This is a genomic window from Frankia sp. AgPm24 (assembly GCF_023243055.1).
Lineage (GTDB): Bacteria > Actinomycetota > Actinomycetes > Frankiales > Frankiaceae > Frankia > Frankia umida.
In genome coordinates this window covers 66,893-86,099 of the sequence record NZ_JALKFW010000002.1, presented here as the reverse complement: position 1 = coordinate 86,099, position 19,207 = coordinate 66,893, and the positions used below count along the sequence as shown (strand labels likewise).

The following is a 19,207-nucleotide window of genomic DNA, read 5'->3' as shown; positions in this document are numbered from 1 at the left end:
GTGCGGAACCACCTGCTGACGTGCGGGGAAATTCACCGTGAACGGGGAGTCCCGGCCGGCCGGCGCGTGGCCGGCCGGCCGGTGCGCCAGTACTACGCGGAGTCGCCGGCCACCGAGCGCTGGACGACCTCGAACTCGAGCAGGGACGCGCCGGAGGAGACCGGGCGGGCACGCTCGCCGGAGTGGGCCTCCATGGCGGGGCCGGTGAGCCACGCCTGGAAGGACTCCTCGCTGTCCCAGTGGGTCACGACGAAGTAGCGGTTGTCGCCCTTCACCGGACGCAGCAGCTCGAACGAGACGAAGCCGGGCTGGCCGTCCACCGCGTGCAGGCGGTTGGAGAAGCGCTTCTCCAGCTCGGGGCCGGCGCCCTCGGGAACCTCGATGGCATTGATCTTCACAACGGTCACCCGTCCAGCCTAGGCCCAAATCCGGCCACGGTCGGGCGTGGCGTCCGGCCGAGGACACACGTCTCAGACGCGAGGCGCGGGTCGACGCAGCGGGATGGCCGCGCCTGTGAACCTCGCCGCGGTAGGTCCGGCCCGCGCCGCCCACGGGAAATCGAAAGGCCACAGATCCATCGCCGAGCTGGCACACTTCGGCATGCCGGTATTGAACCTGATGCGCCCGGGACGCGGAAACTCGTGCATCGCCTGGACGAACCGGGGGTGTTGTTCGGCAGTGGCGAGGCCACGAACCCGGCCGCGGTACGGACGGCCTGATGCCCCGAACCCGCCGCGGTGGCCGCGGGTGGCCGGGACGGGCAGACCACGATCACGGCCGGCCGGCGAGACCTCAGTCGACCACCTTGACCAGGTCTTTTCCACCCGAGCCACCGCACCCACAGCCGGATGGCACGTGCCACCGTGGCGGGCCCGCTGCCCGCGGCGCGGCCGTGCGCCAGGGCACTGTCGCATCCGATGCGCCGGCGCCGCGCGCGATTGTCCGGGTGGAGACGAGGCCGATGTCGTGTCCGGATTCTGACGGCACTCAGGGCGCCGGCCACGTGAATGACGACCTACTGTGGCGACGTGGCCAGAACGCGAATGCTCATTGTCAGGATCGATCCGAACCTGATTCCAGGTATTGACTCCGCGGCGGTCGAGCGCATTGTCGACGCCGGTGGGGAAGCGAGCGCCGCGGCCCTGTGGCGGGTGCCATCGCCCGGCTGAGGCGGCGGGGTCGGGTCCGGCCGGGTGGCGGCGTCGCATCCTCGGCTGGTGGCCTTGTTGGCACCTATCGGTGTTGTCGAGGCCGATGGGACGCCCGTCACGTTCGACCGAGATCTGGGACGCGGTCCGCGTCCTGGCTGGTTGGGATGGGTGTACCCGGCCGACGGGGGGTGCGCGGGCGGGTGTCAAGATAGTCAGAAAACTGTCAGTCGGTGCCAGTTGCCGGTTGCCGGCGTACGTTGAGCGGGGGCTGCGGCCAGGACGCGCAGGTGGGGGGATCACAGTGTCGACAGGGAACGCGGAGGGCCTGCGGGAGCGCAAGAAACGGCGCACCAGGCAGGCGATCATCGAAGTCGCGCACGAGCTGTTCACCGAGAAGGGCTTCGAGGCGACCACGGTCGAGGAGATAGCCGCGGGGGCGGATGTCTCCGTGCGGACGTTGTTCCGCTACTTCACCAGCAAGGAAGCCATCGCCCTCGCACCACTGGAGGAGATGGGCGACCTCACCGTCGCCGCCCTGCGCCGTCGGCCGGTGGACGAGCCGCCGCTGCTCGCCCTGCGCAACGCGGCCCTGAGCGCCTGGGGGCTGATGTCCCCGGACGGACCCTCCCTGCGTCACTACGCCGATCATCTGATGCCGGTCAGCGGCGCGTCGCCACTGGCCGGCGCGGTCCTGCACCGGCTGATCGCCATCGGTGACCGGCTGGCCGCGGAACTGGCCGTCAGTGAACCGGTCGGCGACGGTGACAGTGCCACACCGGCACCGGCACCGGCACCGGCACCGGCGTCGGTGGCGTTGCCGTTCGCGGAGTTGGACGCGCGGCTGACCGTCTCGGTCTTCCTCGCGGCGCTGCAGGTGGCGATCCGCTCCTGGTGCGCGGCCGGCAGCACGGACCTCCAGGTTCTGCTCACCACGGTCGAGACCTGCCTCGACCGGCTCGGCCCCACCGCCGTCCCACGTCCCGCTGCCACCACGACGGACGGGTCCCTCGGGTCCACAGGGGAGGCGAGACCGCCGGTCGATCAGGGCCCGGGCCAGCCACCCGCCGCACCCGGGCCGGAGCCGGAGCCGGAGCAGCCATCCATCGCGGCGAAGGCGCAGCGACCCCCCGCCTCCCCGACTCCCGGCCGGCCACCGAGCTCACGAGGTCGAGATCCTGGCCGAGATCGGCCCCCGACCCCGCCCGGACCAGGGCGATCACCGGCCCTCCAGGGGGCGTCCGGCCGGTTGACCCCACCAAGGGTCGCCCTGGCCGCCGCCAGTACCTAGGGCATCGGGCAGTACCCACCAGGCCCGCCCCCAGCGCTCCCGCCCCCAGCCCCCGCCCCCACCCCCAGAGCACCCGAAGCCTGGCATCCGGAGCCCGGTCCTTGGAGCTCCCGGAGCCTGAGCCCCGGGTCAGGCCCGAACGAGGCGGACGTACCGCCGACCATCCCGCGACATCAGGGTGCCCCACCCGTGGCACCGTCCATCCGTTTTGTTCGGGTCTGGACCACTCTGACCAGCCCGCCTGCGGCGGATCCCCAGCCCACATCCGCTCGACACAGGTACAAGGACGAAATCCCATGGCATCCCCTGAGACCACCGGCACCGCGATCACGCCCATCCCCGAGCAGGGCAGGGCGCACGCGATGCCCGCCCCCGCGAGGCCCAGCGCCGAACCGCCTGCCGATGCGATGCCTGCCCACGACGCGATGCTCGCGGCCGAGGACGCGTCCGTCCGGGCGGAGATGGAGCACGGCGGGTCCGCGCGGCGGGCGCCCGCGAACACGCTGGGGCAGACGCTGCAGCGTGGGGTCGAGCATCTGCTGAGCCTGCAGGACAAGGCCGGCTGGTGGAAGTTCGACCTCGAGAGCAACACGACGATGGACGCCGAGGACCTGCTGCTACGGGAGTTCCTCGGCATCCGGACGGAGGCCGCGACCGAGGCGTCCGCCCGGTTCATCCGGTCGCGGCAGCGTCCCGACGGCGCCTGGCCGCTGTTCTACGGCGGCCCCGGTGACCTGTCGGCGACGCTCGAGTCGTACATCGGCCTGCGGCTGGCCGGCGACGACCTGGACGCCGAGCACATGCGGCTCGCCGGCGCGTGGATCAGGGCGCACGGCGGGATTCCCCAGACGCGCGTGTTCACCCGCATCTGGCTGGCGCTGTTCGGCTGGTGGCGGTGGGAGGACCTGCCGGTCATCCCACCGGAGATCATGTTCCTGCCGCCGACCGCGCCGCTGAACATCTACTCGTTCTCGACCTGGGCGCGTCAGACCATCGTGCCGCTCACGATCGTCCAGGCGCTGCGTCCGGTGCATCCCGCGCCGTTCGGCCTCGACGAACTGGACGTCCCCGCCGAGGACGCCGCCGGTGTCCGGACGTCCGCCGACGCGGATGCCGGCGCGGGTACCGGTGACAAGGCCGACACCGACGCGGTCGCGGTCGCGGTGGCCGACGAGGTCGTCGTGAAGGGCACGGTGACCAACGCGGCGGGGACACCCGTCAGGCAGCGTCGGGACGGCGGCTGGGCGGCGAAGCTGCGGGCGAAGGTCGGCTGGCGGGAGGTGTTCGTCGGCGTCGACAAGGCGCTGCACCGCTACCACTCGATGCCGGTGCGGCCGCTGCGCACGCAGGCGATCCGCGCGGCGGAACGGTGGATCGTCACCCGGCAGGAGGCGGACGGATGCTTCGGTGGGATTCAGCCGCCGGCCGTCTACTCGATCATCGCGCTGCACCTGCTCGGCTACTCGCTCGACCATCCGGTGCTCACCGCCGCGCTGCAGGCCCTCGAGGACTACAGCGTCACGATGCCGGACGGTGCGCGGATGGTCGAGGCGTCGCAGTCGCCGATCTGGGACACCGCCCTCGCCGGGATCGCCCTGGCCGAGGCGGGGGAGACCGCGGGGATCGCCGGCGACCACCCGGCGCTGCTGCGCACCGCCGACTACCTGCTGGGCCAGGAGATCCGGGACAAGCGCGGCGACTGGGCGGTGAACCACCCCGACCTTGAGCCCAGCGGCTGGGCGTTCGAGTTCGAGAACGACACCTACCCCGACACCGACGACACCGCGGCGGTGCTGCTGGCGCTGCGCAAGGTGCGTCATCCACGGTCCAGGGAACTGAAGGCGTCGATGGAGCGGGGCATCACCTGGCTGTTCGGGATGCAGTCCAGCGACGGTGGCTGGGGCGCCTACGACTCGGACAACACCTCCACGCTGGTCTACGAGATCCCGTTCGGGGATTTCGGGGCGCTCACCGACCCCCCGTCCGCCGACGTCACCGCGCACGTCGTCGAGCTGCTCGCCGAGGAGGGGCTGGCCGACGACCCGCGTACGCGCCGGGGCGTCCAGTGGCTGTTGGACGCGCAGGAGACCGATGGTTCGTGGTTCGGCCGGTGGGGCGTCAACTACGTGTACGGCACCGGGAACGTCCTGCCGGCGTTGCGGGCGGCGGGGGTCGCACCGTCCGACCCGGTCATGCGGGCCGGCGCCGACTGGCTGCTCGCCCACCAGAACGCCGACGGCGGCTGGGGTGAGGACGTGCGTTCCTACGACGACCGGGACTGGGCCGGTCGCGGGGAGACCACCGCGTCGCAGACCGCGTGGGGAATGCTCGGCCTGCTCGCCACCGACCGGCGACCCGAGGTCGTGGAAGCCCTGGCCCGCGGCGCCCGCTGGCTCGCCGAGAACCAGCTGCCGAACGGCACCTGGGACGAGCCGTACTTCACCGGCACCGGATTCCCCGGCGACTTCTACCTCAACTACTACGGCTACCGGCTGCTCTGGCCGGTGATGGCGCTCGGCCGCTACCTGCGCGAGTGCGGTTAGGACGCGGGAGACGGCCCGGACCGGCGGGCGGTGACCCCCGGCGCAAAGAAGGACGCGGAGACGGAACGGGACGGGCCCGGTGAGGCGGCGGGCCCGTCCCTCGTGATGTGACGCGGGCCAACTGGCGGCAAGGTCGACTGGCGGCAAGGTCGACTGGCGGCAAGATCGACCGGCGGCGAGGTCAGCCGGCCGCGAAGGCGCCGCTGTCGGTGGGACGGCCGCTGGCGCGGATGAACGGGGCGGCGCACGCGCCGATCAGGGTGACGATCGCGCCGACGAGCAGTGCGACGTGCAGGCCGGACATGAACGCGGCATGCGAACCGGCGGCCAGCGCCTCACCGACACCGGCGGACGTGCCGGGCGGCGGTGTGAGGGCGACACCCTGGCTGACGGTCTCGGCCGAGTCCGCGAGCCGGGTCGCCAGCCGCTCGGGCGCGCCGGCCCCGACGAGCTTGTCGACGAGGACACCGCTGATCCGGGCGGTCAGGATCGAGCCGAGCACCGACGTCCCGATGGCGCCGCCAAGCTGCATCGCGGTGCTCTGCAGGCCACCGGCGACCCCGGACAGTTCCAGCGGGGCGTTGCCGACGATCGCCTCGGCGGAGGCGACGGCGACGAACGCGATTCCGAGGCCAAGGGCCAGCAGCGACGGCCACAGCCGCAGGTAGGACGAGTTCGCGTCCAGCTGCGTCAACCCGAACAGCGCCGCGGACGTCACCAGCAGACCGAGCCCGATCGGGACCCGCGGGCCGTACCGCGTGGTCAGACTCGCACCGATCGGACTGCCGACCATGAACACCGTGGTGAGCGGCAGCAGCCGCACCCCGGCGCCGACAGCCGAGTAGCCGTGCACGTTCTGCAGGTACAGCGTGACGAAGAACAGCACACCGAACATCGCGAAGAAGTTCACCAGCACCAGGACGCTGCCCAACGTCACCGTCCGGTTGCGAAACAGCGACAGTGGTAGCAGGGGCTGGGCGACCCGGCTCTCGGCGAGGACGAACAGCGCCAGCAGGGCGACCGAGCCCCCGAGGAACCCGAACGTCAAGGGGCTGCTCCAGCCCCAGGTCTGTGCCTTGACCACCCCGAAGACCAGGGCGAACAGTCCGCCGGAGAGCAGGACGAGGCCGAGCGGGTCGAAGCGCTGCCCGGGCCGGTCGTCCCGGCTCTCGCGCACGACGGCGATGCCGACCAGCAGCGCGATCACGCCGACCGGGACGTTGATGTAGAACACCGACTCCCAGGAGACGTTCTCGACGAGCAGACCGCCGATGATCGGGCCGGCCGCGATCGAGATGGCGGAGCTCGCTCCCCAGATCCCGATGGCGGAGTTCAGCTTCTCGGCGGGGAACACCGAACGCAGCAGCGCCAGCGTGTTCGGCATCAGCAGCGCGCCGAACACTCCCTGGAACGCCCGCCACAGAATGACCTCGCCGATGCTGCCGGACAGACCGACCAGCAGCGACGTGAGCGCGAAGCCGATGATGCCGGTGAGGAAGACCTTCTTGCGGCCGAACCGGTCGCCGAGCTTGCCGCCGACGACGAGCAGGACGGCCAGAGCCAGCAGATACGAGTTGGTCACCCACTGCAGGCTTTCGAGGCTGGCGCCGAGGTCACGGGCGATGAACGGGTTCGCGATCGAGACGACCGTGCCGTCCAGCCCGACCATGACCACCCCGAGCGCGACGCTGATCAGCGTCAGCCACGGGTTGGACCGCAGCTTCTCGAACCGCCCGGCCGCCGCCACCCCCGCTTCCGGTGGGCGCGGCGGCGATCCCGACCCGGTGCTCGTGGTGGTGCCTGTGCTGGGAGCTGCGGACACAGCGACCTCCACGTCGACGGCACACCGTCGCGGTCTGGACAGAAGGGCTAAAAGTGGCATTCAAATGCCAGTTAACACTCGGGTGACAGATTTTGAGCCTACCGTCAGCGGTGCCGGGTGCCAGGCCATGAGGTCGGGAGAGCCCGAGGTCACAGCCCCGCGGCGCGGGCCGGTTCCCGAGGGAGCGGCCCCGCGGCGTGGACTGTCCACAGACAGGGACGGACAAGCGCACATGGCCTCACCAGCACACGTGTCGGTACCGGCGGGCCCCGCCCCGGCGGTGGGCCTGGGACTGCGGGAGCGCAAGAAGGCGCGGACCAGGGAGACGCTCGTCCACGCGGCCGGCCGGCTGTTCGCCGAACGGGGGTACGAGGCGACAACCGTCGAGGACATCGCCGCCGCCGCCGACGTCTCGCCGCGGACCTTCTTCCGCTACTTCCCGGCCAAGGACGACGTGGTCAGCGCGATCTTTCGGTCCGCCGGCCTCGGCCCGCTCGTGGACGCCCGTCCACCGGCCGAGCCGGCCGCCCGGTCACTGCGGGCCATGGCGTTCCTCGTGCTGCGTGCCTGCGCGGACAACCGGGAGAAGTCCCTGGCCGTGCTGCACATGATCGCGACCCGGCCCGAGTTGCGGGCCCGGTTCGCCGAGGTGCAGCAGGAACGGATCGACGAGCTGGCCGGGCAGGTCGCCCGCCGCCTCGGCGCCTCACCGGATCCGCTGCGGGCCCGGCTGATGGCCAGCTGGACCCTCGCCACCATTGACGTTCTCCTGCTGGACTGGGCCGCCGCCGGCGGCGGGCCGGACCTGCTCGCCCGCGCCGAGGCGGCCTTCGAGCAGCTCGCACCCGCCCTCGCCGAAACGACCACGGACGGCCGGGTCAACCTCTGACCTGGCCGTCCGTGGGCATCGCTACCAGCCTTGCGGGTACTGCGGGTGCCCGACTACCGTCGGCGCGGCCCGGTCTGCTCCGGCTGCTGGTTGAACCATTCGGCGTCGGGCTGTGCGGGTGGGCCATCCGCATGCTCGCCCGCACCGCCGGTGTCCACGACGATGGCGCCGGTCCGTGCGCCGGCCGGCTCGGAGGCGCCCGGCTGGTGGACGGCGGTGAGGTGGCTGCCCTCAAGGTCAAGGTCGGGCAGGATGCGGTCCAGCGACTTCGGCAGCGCCCAGGCGACATGCCCGCTGAGCTTGAGGATCGCCGGGACCAGCGTCATCCGGACGATGAACGCGTCCACCGCGACACCGACGGCCAGGGCCAGGCCGATGGACTTGATGACCGAGTCGTCACCGAAGATGAAGCTGCCGAACACGGCCATCATGATCAGGGCCGCGGCGGTGATGACCCGGGCGGTGGACGCCATGCCCTCGGTGATGGCGTTCGACGGGTCACGGTGGTGCACGTAGTGCTCACGGATCCGGGAGACCAGGAACATCTCGTAGTCCATCGCCAGGCCGAACAGGATGCCGATCAACAGCACCGGCAGGAAGCTGACGATCGGCCCGGGCGCCTCGACCCCGAACAGGCCGCCGAGGTGGCCCTGCTGGAAGACGTAGACGGTGATGCCCAGCGACGCGCCGATCGAGAGCAGGAAGCCGAGCACCGCCTTCACCGGCACGAGCAGCGACCGGAACACCAGCGTGAGCAGCACCAGCGCCAGACCGACGATCAGCAGCAGGAACAGGGGCAGCGAGCTGGACAGCTTGTCCGACACGTCGATGTTGGACGCGGTGTTGCCGGTGACGTAGGCACGGCCACCCCGCTCCTTCTCGACCCGGTCCGCGGCTGTTCGGATCGTCTTGACCAGGTCCTTCGTCTCCTGCGACGACGGTCCCGACCTGGGGGTGACGGCGATGATCGCGACGTCGCCGGCCTGGTTCGCGGTCGGCTCGCCGACGGCGGCGACGTCGTCGGCGTCGCGCAGGCCCTCGGCCCCGGAAGCGGCGGCGGCCTTGGCCCCGGCGCTGCCAGGGGTCGAGATCACCAGCGTGAGCGGGCCGTTGAAGCCGGTTCCGAAGCCGTTGGTGAGCAGGTCGTAGGCGCGTCGCTCGGTGGTGGAGGTGGGCTGGCTCGAGTCATCGGGCAGGCCGAGCTTCATCCCGGTGAGCGGGATCGCGAGCACCCCGGCGACCACCAGGCAGGCGACCACGGTCAGCCACGGCTTGGCCGTGACGATGCCGGCCCAGCGGTGACCGAACGGCTGCCGGTTCGCCGCGGCGGCCCTGGCCGTCCGACGGGTCAGCGGCTTGATGCGTCCGGCGTTCACCCGCGGTCCGAGTACGGCGAGCAGGGCGGGGACCAGGGTCAGCGCGATCACCACGACGACGGCGACGGTTCCCGCGGCCGCCAGACCCATGACGGTCAGGAACGGAATGCCGACCACGGCCAGACCGGACAGGGCGATCACCACGGTGAGCCCGGCGAAGGTCACCGCGCCACCGGCGGTGGCGGTGGACAGGGCGATCGATTCGTTGATCTCCATCCCCTCGGCGAGGTTCTGCCGGTGCCGGGTCAGGATGAACAACGCGTAGTCGATGCCGACGGCCAGGCCCAGCATCAGCGCCAGGATGGGCGCGGTGTCGCTCAGCGAGACGATGCCGGAGAGCGCCTGGATGCCGAGCAGCCCGATCGCGACCCCGATCAGCGCGATCACCATCGGCATACCCGCGGCGACCAGACCACCGAAGGTGATCGCCAGCACGACGAACGCGATGATGATGCCGTAGATCTCGGTGCTGCCCGCCCCACCTTCGGTGACGAAGACCCCACCGGAGAAGTCGACCTGGAGCCCGACGGCGCGGAGCTCGTCGGCGATCTTCTGGATGGCGTCCTTCGACTCGTCGCTGACGTTGTCGGCGACGACGGAGTAGCGGATGTCGCTGAACGCGACCCGTCCGTTGTCGCTGACGGTCGCCTTGTCCCAGGTGGTGACACCGACGACCTCAGGCGCCTTGGCCACCTCGGTGAGTGCCTTCTCGGCCGCCGCCTGGTACCCGGCGTCGGTCACCTTGTGCCCGTCGGGCGCGGCGATCACCATCCGGGCGGTGGCGCCGCCGGTGCCGGGGAACTTCGCGTCCAGCAGGTCGATGGCCTGCTGCGACTCCGTGCCCGGGATCTTGAAGGCGCTGCTCGTCGGGCCGGAGAAGGCCGTCGCGCAGAGGGCGATGCCGGCCAGGACCACCACCCAGAAACTGATGACCAACCTTCGTCGTTCGACTGCGAAACGGCCTAGTCGGTGCAGGAACGCTCCCATGCCCACTCCCAATCCCAGCTCGATCGGAGCCGGTCGTTGACCGCCGGCGCCAGGGCCGCCGTTCGTTGTCGGGCCGCGGCGCGAGCCACGGCGTCGTGGTTGGTTGACGGTCGGTCAGGTAAAGATCAACTCAATGGCCATGGGTGTTCATCACATCACCTGGAGTAATAATTATGGATGTGGACGGTCCCGATGGCAACAAAGTCGACTGTGTCGAACACGATGGATCTATCGGGGGATAAACGGATGCGTCCGGGGGCTACCAGGAGTAGCGCCTGAGGGGATGCGCCGACCGTGGGCGCGATCGCCCGGCCGGAGAACGTGGCCGTACCCACCGCGGGTGCGCACGCCGGCCGAGGACGGTCTCAGGTCGGGCGCAGGACGCGCAGCGCGCTGGTGATCAGTTCCTGGCGGGTGAGCTCGGTGAACGTCTCGGTATCCGACGATGTGGCGGCCAGGGTGATCGCCCCGATCGCCATCCAGGACCGCAGCCGAGCGGACGGGTCAGGGTCGCGTCCACTGAGCGCGTGCACCAACAGGTCCGTGCGCTGCTCGCTGATGACGCCTTCCTTGTCGGCCTGGGCCGTGGCGGCCTCAGCCGCCTGTTGGAGCACCATCGTGATCTGCCGCCGGTAACGGATCATCACGTCGACGAAGCCCTCGACCGCACGGCGCGCCACGTCGGACGTCGGCACGTCCTGCAACAGGTCGTTCAGATCGTCGAGCGCGTCCTTGCAGGGCGTCAACAGCTCGACGAAGATCGCTTCCTTGCTGTGGAAGTGGTACAGCAACGAGGCCTTGGAGCATCCCGCCTCCCTGGCGATGTCCTGCAGCGACGTACCCCGAAAGCCCCGCTGACCGAAGAGTCCAAGCGCGGCGTCGAGAAGCTGGCCGTGGAGCACGGCACCCGATCGGGCCATGAGGAGACCTTAACTGTCCGATCGGACAGTTTTGACCGATCGGACAGGAAGGCGACTGGTGTCACACCGGTCGGGGGGTGTCTGCACCCCTGACCTGCCCTGACCTGCCGCGGGCCTGGTGGCGCGGGCGGTGGCGGCTGGGGGCGGCTCGTTGTCCGTGCGGACGCGTGGTGCCCGGCGTCAGGGTGTCCTGGCGGGTACCGAGGCGTCCGCGGGCCCCAGGGGGATGGTCTGGGGTGGGTGGAGGATGCGCAGGGTGCCGTCCACCAGCTCGCGGCGCAGCCAGGCGGGGGAGTCCTCAGCGTCCGGTGACGTGGCGGCCACGACGACGGCACCGATGGCCATCCAGGATCGCAGGCGGACCTGCGGGTCCCAGCTGCCGCCGCCGAGGGCCAGCACCAGTCGCTCGGCGCGCTGGTCGCTGGCGACAGTGGGGGCGTCAGCCGAGGCCGCGCTGGTCTCGGACACCTCCGCCAGTACCAGGGAGATCTCCTGGCGGTACTGGATCACCACGTCGACGAAGCCCTCGACCGCCCGACGGGCCATCTCGGACGTCGGTACCTGCCGCAACGAGTCGGCCAGCGCGTCGAGCGCGCTCGTGCACGGCGTCAGCACCTCGACCAGGATCGCTTCCTTGCTGGTGAAGTGGTACAGCAGGGAGGCCTTGGAGCAGCCGACCTCGCGCGCGATGTCCTGCAGCGAGGTACCCCGGAACCCACGCTGCTGGAACAGCCGCAACGCGGCGTCGAGTAACTGGCCGCGCAGGGCGGCTGCCGATCGAACCATGCCAACACTTTAACTGTCCGATCGGACAGATTTTCCGATCGGACAGTTGTGCTGGCATGGTCAGGGACCTGCCCCGCCGGCCCGGGCGGAGGTGGTGTCGCCGCCTGCGCCCGGGCCGGCGGGCGCGCCCGGGCCTATCGCAGCGGCTGGGCGCAGTTCTTGCAGCGGTCGCTGAGGATCGACAGCAGCTCGACCGCCTTGAGGGATGCGTCGCGCACCTTGGCGATGTCCTGCGACGAGTTCAGCCGGATGAGCGCGGTCTCGGCACCGTCCGAGGCGCCTTCGCGGACCGCCTCGATGATCTCGGCCGCGGGGGTGCCGTACTGGAAGAGCAGGATCTCCTTCTCCTGGTAGGCGGGCAGCTCCACCGGCAGATGCCCCAGGCCGATCCCGGCGAGGTTGCGGCTGAGGATCTGCCGGACGTTCGTGCCGAGGCGGCCGTAGCCGCCGATCTCCCGCAGGTGGCCCATCGAGGTCCGAAAGACCCCGTTGTTGCCGACCACCGCGGCCCGCAGGTCCTCCCAGGTGCCGGGGCTGTCAGTGGACACGCCGATCATCTGCGCCTCCGACATCCCTACCATCCCAGCTGGCAACCGACGTACCCCGTGCCTACGTGTACCGACACACCCAGCTCCTTTCGCCTCCCCGGGAGGAAAACCACAGCGTGCCGCCGGGGCCGGCGCCCGGTGCCCGTCGGCATCACCGAAGACCGCACCGCCGACATCACCGTCGGCAGCGCCGCCCAACTGGCCCGGTCCTTTTCCTTATCCAAAACAATATCCAAGCCCCCCGGACGGGTCCAACCGCACGATCACTTTCGAGGGTTTCGATGTCGTTAACCCTTGCTGCACATTCCGATGGTGGTGTCGTCCGGCCGTGTCGGACATTGCGTGCCGGTGCACCGTCGAACCGGTGGCCGGACAGTGGAAGGCGTTCCCGCGGTGAACCCGTTCGTAACCCGGACCGCCGACAAACCGCTCCGACGGGCGTCGGTGGTGGTATCACCGACCTGTGTCGTGGCGTCCGCACGTGCGGACGGTCCGACCCTGGGTCGCCCTTTCGTCCGGCAGGCTCCCGGGCCCTCGGTCGGGCCTGGCCGCAGGGGCCCTGACGTCCACTTTCGTGATACCCCGCAGGGTGAAGCGGCAGTCGCGGCAGCCGCTTCACCTCGTCGGACGGCCCGCCGCCCAAGGAAAAAAACAACCTTGGACTTTTCTTTGCGGATATCCTTGCGGACATCACTTCAGAAAAGCTCTCGGCTATCTGCGAAGAATACCTGTTAACCGGGACGTTACCCGCGCTTGCGAGTGCGAAATATTCGGCTCCTAGTCTGATCCATGTCGCCGCAGAACAAACGGTGAACCGCAGTTCGCGGCGCGGCCCATGGTCTTCTCATCCGGAGCGACGGCTGGTGATGACAGTGCGAGACGAACGTTTTCCCAGCTCATCCCCCACGGCGATGCAGGCGGACGCGGCGGTCAGATTCTGTGACACGACGCTGCGCGACGGCGAACAGGCGCCTGGCGTCGCATTCACCGCGGTCGAGAAACTCGCCATCGCCGCCGCTCTGGATGCCATCGGTGTACACCAGATCGAGGCCGGTATCCCGGCGATGGGTGTCAGCGAGCGGGACGTGTTGCGGGAGATCCTCGCGACCGATCCCCGGGCGGAGATCGTGGGCTGGTGCCGGGCCGACCACCGCGACGTCGAGGCCGCGGCCGCCTGCGGCCTGATGACCGCGCACCTGACCATTCCCGTCTCCGACCTGCACCTCAAGAGCAAGTTGGAGAAGGACCGGGCCTGGGCGCGGCTGCGGGTCCGCGACTGTGTCAAGGACGCGACCGACCGGGGCCTGCGGGTCAGCGTCGGCATGGAGGACGCCTCCCGCGCCGACGACTCGTTCGTCATCGACCTGGCCGGCGAACTGCGGGAGCTGGGCGTCACCCGGTTGCGCTGGGCCGACACGGTGGGCCTGCTCGACCCGGTGAGCGCGTACGACCGGCTCGGGCGACTGGTCCGGGCGGTCCCGGGGCCGTGGGAGATCCACGCCCACGACGACTTCGGCCTGGCGACGGCCAACACCATCGCCGCCGTCCAGGCGGGGTTCACCTGGGTCAGCACCACCGTGCTGGGGCTGGGTGAACGCGCCGGGAACGCTCCGATCGAGGAGGTCGCCATGGCGCTTCGGCACCTGCTGAAGCTGCCGGTGGACCTCGACACCACGTCGTTTCGCACGCTGGCCCAGCTGGTGTCACGGGCGGCTGGCCGCCCGCTGCCGGCGGGCAAGGCGGTGGTCGGGGAGTCGGTGTTCGCACACGAGTCGGGCATCCACGTGCACGGCATCCTGCGTCACCCGGCGACCTACGAGCCGTTCGACCCCGCCGAGGTCGGTGGGCGCCGCCGGTTGACCGTCGGCAAGCACAGCGGCCGGGCGGGTGTGCGACACGCACTGGAGCAGTGCGGCATCACCGCCGCCGAGGAGGAGCTTGAACCGCTCGTCGAGCAGGTTCGGCTTGCCGCCACCCAGTACAAGCGCGGCCTGCAGGGCCGCGACTTCCAAGAGCTTCTCGGGCGGGTCGACATGCCGGCCCCCCGAGCTGGGGTCCAGACGCGTGAGGAACCGGTCTGATCGACCGCGCCTCCGCGCCGACGGACTCGCACCACAAGGCCCGAACCCGGCTCCGAACCCGGCTCCGCCTCGGAGCGGCACCACGGGTTCGGTCCAGTCGCACCACGGTAGTGCCGATGTCCCGGTCCACCCCGACCGGCGGCACGTCCGGCAGCCCGCGGACCCGCGTCCGATGGCCGGCCCGATCGGCCTGGCCATCAGCGGTGATCCGCGAGCCGGATGACCGTTCCTAGGAGGAGCTCCACATGCGCCAGATCGCGTTCTACGGCAAGGGTGGTATCGGCAAGTCCACCACCCAGCAGAACACCATGGCGGCCATGGCCGAAGCCGGCCAGCGGGTCATGATCGTCGGCTGTGACCCCAAGGCCGACTCCACCCGGCTCATCCTGCACTCGAAGGCGCAGACCTCCGTCATCCAGCTCGCGGCGGAGAAGGGCTCGGTCGAGGACCTCGAGCTCGACGAGGTTCTGGTCGAAGGTGCCTGGGGCATCAAGTGCGTCGAGTCCGGTGGCCCGGAGCCGGGCGTGGGCTGCGCCGGCCGTGGCGTCATCACCTCCATCACCTACCTGGAGGAGGCCGGCGCCTACGAGAACCTCGACTTCGTCACCTACGACGTCCTTGGTGACGTTGTGTGTGGTGGGTTCGCGATGCCGATCCGCCAGGGCAAGGCGCAGGAGATCTACATCGTCACCTCCGGCGAGATGATGGCGATGTACGCGGCGAACAACATCGCCCGAGGCATCCTCAAGTACGCCCACACCGGCGGTGTCCGCCTCGGCGGCCTCATCTGCAACAGCCGTCAGACCGACCGCGAGGACGAGCTGATCATGGAGCTCGCCCGGCGGCTGAACACCCAGATGATCCACTTCATTCCGCGTAACAACGTCGTGCAGCACGCCGAGCTGCGCCGGATGACGGTCATCGAGTACGACAAGGACAACAGCCAGGCCAACGAGTACCGGACGCTGGCCAACAAGATCATCAACAACGAGATGAAGACCATTCCGACCCCGATCGAGATGGACGAGCTCGAGCAGCTGTTGATCGACTTCGGAATCATGGAGGTCGAGGACGAGTCCGTCATCGGCAAGACCGCCGCGGTCGCCTGACGTCCTCCCTTTCCCGACTCTTTTTTCCGCCCACCGTCGAGGATGAGGTCCCGATCATGACGACGACGCCGGTACCGACCCGGGCCGAGACCGAGGCGATGATTGCCGATGTCCTGGCTCAGTACCCGAAGAAGGCCGCGAAGTTCCGGGCCAAGCACATCAAGGCCAACGACCCCGAGGGGTCGAAGGAGTGCGAGGTCAAGTCCAACATCAAGTCCCGCCCCGGGGTCATGACGATCCGTGGCTGCTCCTACGCCGGTTCCAAGGGCGTGGTGTGGGGACCGGTGAAGGACATGGTCACCATCAGCCACGGTCCCGTCGGCTGCGGTCAGTACTCCTGGGCAACGCGGCGTAACTACGCTCACGGCCACCTCGGCGTGAACAACTGGACCGCGATGCAGGTCACGACCGACTTCCAGGAAAAGGACATCGTCTTCGGTGGCGACACCAAGCTGGAGAAGGTCCTCGACGAGATCGTCGACCTGTTCCCGCTGGCCAAGGGCATCTCGGTGCAGTCCGAGTGCCCGATCGGCCTGATCGGTGACGACATCGAGGCCGTGTCGAAGAAGTCCTCGAAGAAGCTTGGCCTGCCGATCATCCCGGTCCGCTGCGAGGGCTTCCGCGGCGTGAGCCAGTCGCTCGGCCACCACATCGCGAACGACGCTGTTCGCGACCATGTCCTTGGTACCGGCGAGGGCACCTTCGAACAGACCGACTACGACGTCGCGCTGATCGGTGACTACAACATCGGCGGAGACGTCTGGGCGTCCCGTCGGATTCTGGAAGAGATGGGCCTGCGGGTCATCGCCCAGTGGTCCGGCGACGGCACGATCAACGAGATGGCCTCGACGCACCTGTCGAAGCTGAACCTGATCCACTGCTACCGCTCGATGAACTACATCTGCACCACCATGGAAGAGCGCTACAACACCCCCTGGACCGAGTTCAACTTCTTCGGTCCCACGAAGATCGTCTCTTCCATGCGCAAGATCGCCGAATTCTTCGATGACGAGATCAAGGCGAAGACCGAAGCGGCGATCGCCCGCTACCAGGTCCGCTTCGACGAGATCATCAAGGCGTTCCGGCCGCGCCTCGAGGGCAAGCGCGTCATGCTCGCCATCGGCGGCCTGCGCCCCCGGCACACCATCGGTGCCTACGAGGACCTCGGCATGGAGGTCATCGGGACCGGCTACGAGTTCGCCCACAAGGACGACTACGCCCGGACCTACGGCATGCTCAAGGAAGGCGTCGTTCTCTACGACGACCCGACCGCCTTCGAGGTCGAGGAGTTCGCCAAGCACCTCAAGCCCGACCTGATGGGCGCGGGTGTGAAGGAGAAGTACGTCTTCCACAAGATGGGCATCCCCTTCCGGCAGATGCACTCCTGGGACTACTCCGGGCCGTACCACGGCGTCGACGGCTTCGCGGTCTTCGCCCGGGACATGGACCAGGCCGTCAACAGCCCGACCTGGGACCTCCTTGAGGCGCCCTGGTCGAAGGCCGGCGAGGTCGCCTAGTCCTCGGTGGGCTCCACCCCACCGCCGCCCCGGCGGCACCCGGGCGCATGACGCCCCAGCAGTAGACGCCCGTTCAGGGCAGCAGTAGTCAGCCAGGTCCGGCCGCAAGGCAGCCGCCAGTGACCCGGCACCCCCGTGAGCCAGCCGGCTCGAATGATCCACGTGAAACACGGCCGGCGCAGGCGATCGGAACGGGTGCTGGCGGCTGCCGCGGCCGGCATCAGCCCCGCCGGGGACGCAGATCCCCCCGGGTCATCCCCCCAGGGGAGAGGAGGACGTCCGGTGACGACGCCCGAGCACACCAGCGCGATCCCACTGCAGGTTCTTGACCACAACGACGTCTTCCGGGACGAGGTCTACCAGGAGCAGTTCGAGAACAAGCGCGAGTTCGAGAACGGGGCCTCCAAGGAGGAGGTCGAGCGCGTCCTGCAGTGGACCCAGACCTGGGAGTACCGGGAGAAGAACTTCGCTCGGGAGAGCCTGACCGTCAACCCGGCCAAGGCATGCCAGCCGCTCGGTGCCGTGCTGGCCGGGCTCGGATTCGAGGGCACGCTGCCCCTGGTCCACGGCTCGCAGGGCTGCGTGTCCTACTTCCGCAGCCACTTCGCCCGGCACTTCAAGGAGCCGGTGCCCGCCGCGTCCACCTCGATGACCGAGGACGCCGCCGTGTTCGGCGGGATCAACAACCTCGTCGAGGCGATGGACAACATGTCCGCGCTCTACAAGCCGAAGCACATCGCGGTCAGCACCACCTGCATGGCCGAGGTCATCGGTGAGGACCTGTTCTCCTACATCGGCGCGGCGCGCGAGCAGGAGGCGATCAGCCAGGACTTCCCGGTCTCCTACGCGCACACCCCGAGCTTCGTGGGTTCGCACATCAACGGCTACGACGTGATGCTCAAGGGCATCCTCGACTCGCTGTCGAAGTCCGCCGACGCGGACGCCTCGAAGATCGAGAAGTCGGACAAGGTCCGCCTCAACATCATCCCGGGCTTCGACACCTATGTCGGCAACCACCGGGAGTACCGGCGGATGCTGGAACTGATGGGCGTCCACCCGATCATCCTGGGCGACCACTCCGCGTCGCTGGACTCCCCGGCCGACGGTGAGTACGACCTCTACCCGGGTGGCACCACCCTGGTCGACGGCGCGCAGGCGAAGTTCAACCGGGCGAGCTTCATCCTGCAGGAGTCCACCCTGCGCCGCACCGCCGAGCTCATCAACGACGTGTGGAAGCAGGAGCTGGTCACGCTGGAGACCCCGATCGGGGTCACCGGCACCGACGCGTTCGTCACCGCCGTCGCTCGTACCGCCGACGTCAAGGTGCCCGCCGAGCTGACCCTCGAGCGCGGCCGGCTCGTTGACGCGATCACGGACTCGAGCGCCTACGTGCACGGCAAGCGGGTGGCCATCGCCGGCGACCCCGACCTCGTCGTCGCGCTGACCCGTTTCGTGCTCGAGCTCGGCATGGTCCCGGTGCACATCGTGAGCACCAACGCCGACTCCACGTTCAAGGCGCGGATGGAGAAGGCGCTCTCCGCCAGCAAGTTCGGCGACGCCGCGACCGTGTGGCCGGAGAAGGACCTCTGGCACCTGCGCTCGCTGGTCTTCACCGAGCCGGTCGACCTGCTCATCGGGTCGATGCAGCTCAAGTGGATCGGCCGGGAGACCAACACGCCGCTGTTCCGGGTCGGTTTCCCGATCTTCGACCGGCACCACCTGCACCGGTTCCCGATCATCGGATACACCGGCGGGCTGCACCTGCTCACCGGGCTCGTCAACACGATCCTCGACGAGCTCGACCGCAACGCCCCCGCGCACAGCTACGACGCGGTCCGCTGACCGTCCGTCCCCGCTAGCGCAGGACCCGACTCCGGACGGTCGACGGCCCGCCGCCGACCGTCCGGACCAGACGTGGTCGACCGGCCGCGCCCACCGCGCTCCCTGCGGCCGGCCGACCACTCCCCGGCGGGTCGAGTCCGCGCAGCCGCATCCGCGCCGACTCCCCGCCCCCGGGGCGGGTCGGTCGACTCCCTCCCGGGTCGGCCGGCCCCCCCGCCGCAGCGAGTCCCAGCTCCACCGAAGTCCAGCTCCACCGAAGTCCAGCTCTACCGAAGTCCAGCTCTACCGAAGTCCAGCTCCACCGCAGTTCCAGCCTCACCCGAGGACCGCCCCCTCCCGAGGATGGCC

12 protein-coding genes and 1 pseudogene are annotated in these 19,207 nt (G+C 69.5%); 7 read left to right on the top strand and 6 right to left on the bottom strand.

Features of this window, described 5'->3' with window-relative positions; genetic code table 11:
• Positions 1–92 precede the first annotated feature (92 nt).
• Entirely contained in the window at positions 93–407 is a 315-nt protein-coding gene (locus MXD61_RS01205) for an antibiotic biosynthesis monooxygenase (protein WP_248810939.1), read from the bottom strand.
• Between the two features lie 1,045 nt (positions 408–1,452).
• On the opposite strand from MXD61_RS01205, the pseudogene MXD61_RS01200 reads away from it, so the two are divergent.
• Both MXD61_RS01200 and shc read left to right on the top strand, forming a co-directional pair.
• Positions 1,453–2,109 (top strand): annotated as a pseudogene (locus MXD61_RS01200) (TetR/AcrR family transcriptional regulator); the annotation flags it as partial.
• A gap of 626 nt (positions 2,110–2,735) precedes the next feature.
• Positions 2,736–4,982: a squalene--hopene cyclase gene (gene shc, locus MXD61_RS01195; protein ID WP_248810935.1), complete on the top strand. Its 2,247-nt coding sequence runs from the start codon at positions 2,736–2,738 to the stop codon at positions 4,980–4,982.
• A 181-nt stretch (positions 4,983–5,163) separates the two neighbouring features.
• On the opposite strand, the gene MXD61_RS01190 is transcribed toward shc, so the two are convergent.
• Complete coding sequence (locus tag MXD61_RS01190; protein WP_374628262.1) at positions 5,164–6,729, bottom strand: MFS transporter; 1,566 nt, start codon at positions 6,727–6,729, stop codon at positions 5,164–5,166.
• Positions 6,730–7,036: 307 nt separating this feature from the next.
• Between MXD61_RS01190 and MXD61_RS01185 the strand changes: the two genes are divergently transcribed.
• Positions 7,037–7,693 (top strand): TetR family transcriptional regulator, encoded by a 657-nt coding sequence (locus tag MXD61_RS01185; protein ID WP_248810932.1) that lies wholly within the window; start codon positions 7,037–7,039, stop codon positions 7,691–7,693.
• A gap of 53 nt (positions 7,694–7,746) precedes the next feature.
• Here the strand turns inward: MXD61_RS01185 and MXD61_RS01180 are convergent, their stop codons facing one another.
• The 4 genes from MXD61_RS01180 to MXD61_RS01165 all read right to left on the bottom strand — a co-directional run bounded on the left by MXD61_RS01180 (position 7,747) and on the right by MXD61_RS01165 (position 12,334).
• Positions 7,747–10,005, bottom strand: coding sequence for an MMPL family transporter (locus tag MXD61_RS01180; protein ID WP_248810930.1), 2,259 nt, complete (start codon positions 10,003–10,005; stop codon positions 7,747–7,749).
• Positions 10,006–10,421: 416 nt separating this feature from the next.
• Positions 10,422–10,976, bottom strand: a complete 555-nt coding sequence (locus tag MXD61_RS01175) for a TetR/AcrR family transcriptional regulator (RefSeq protein ID WP_248810928.1) — start codon at positions 10,974–10,976, stop codon at positions 10,422–10,424.
• 180 nt (positions 10,977–11,156) lie between these two features.
• Complete coding sequence (locus tag MXD61_RS01170) at positions 11,157–11,762, bottom strand: TetR/AcrR family transcriptional regulator (protein WP_248810926.1); 606 nt, start codon at positions 11,760–11,762, stop codon at positions 11,157–11,159.
• Positions 11,763–11,896: 134 nt separating this feature from the next.
• Positions 11,897–12,334: a hypothetical protein gene (locus tag MXD61_RS01165; RefSeq protein WP_163550868.1), complete on the bottom strand. Its 438-nt coding sequence runs from the start codon at positions 12,332–12,334 to the stop codon at positions 11,897–11,899.
• Positions 12,335–13,173: 839 nt separating this feature from the next.
• On the opposite strand from MXD61_RS01165, the gene nifV reads away from it, so the two are divergent.
• The 4 genes from nifV (at position 13,174) to nifK (ending at position 18,859) form a co-directional block, all read left to right on the top strand.
• A complete protein-coding gene (gene nifV, locus MXD61_RS01160; protein WP_248810924.1) occupies positions 13,174–14,391 on the top strand; it encodes a homocitrate synthase in 1,218 nt (405 codons plus the stop codon).
• A 245-nt stretch (positions 14,392–14,636) separates the two neighbouring features.
• Entirely contained in the window at positions 14,637–15,500 is an 864-nt protein-coding gene (gene nifH, locus MXD61_RS01155) for a nitrogenase iron protein (protein WP_248810922.1), read from the top strand.
• A 56-nt stretch (positions 15,501–15,556) separates the two neighbouring features.
• A complete protein-coding gene (gene nifD, locus MXD61_RS01150) occupies positions 15,557–17,017 on the top strand; it encodes a nitrogenase molybdenum-iron protein alpha chain (RefSeq protein ID WP_248810920.1) in 1,461 nt (486 codons plus the stop codon).
• Between the two features lie 282 nt (positions 17,018–17,299).
• On the top strand, positions 17,300–18,859 hold the full coding sequence (nifK, locus tag MXD61_RS01145) for a nitrogenase molybdenum-iron protein subunit beta (RefSeq protein WP_248810918.1): 1,560 nt from the start codon (positions 17,300–17,302) through the stop codon (positions 18,857–18,859).
• The last annotated feature ends 348 nt before the right edge of the window (positions 18,860–19,207 follow it).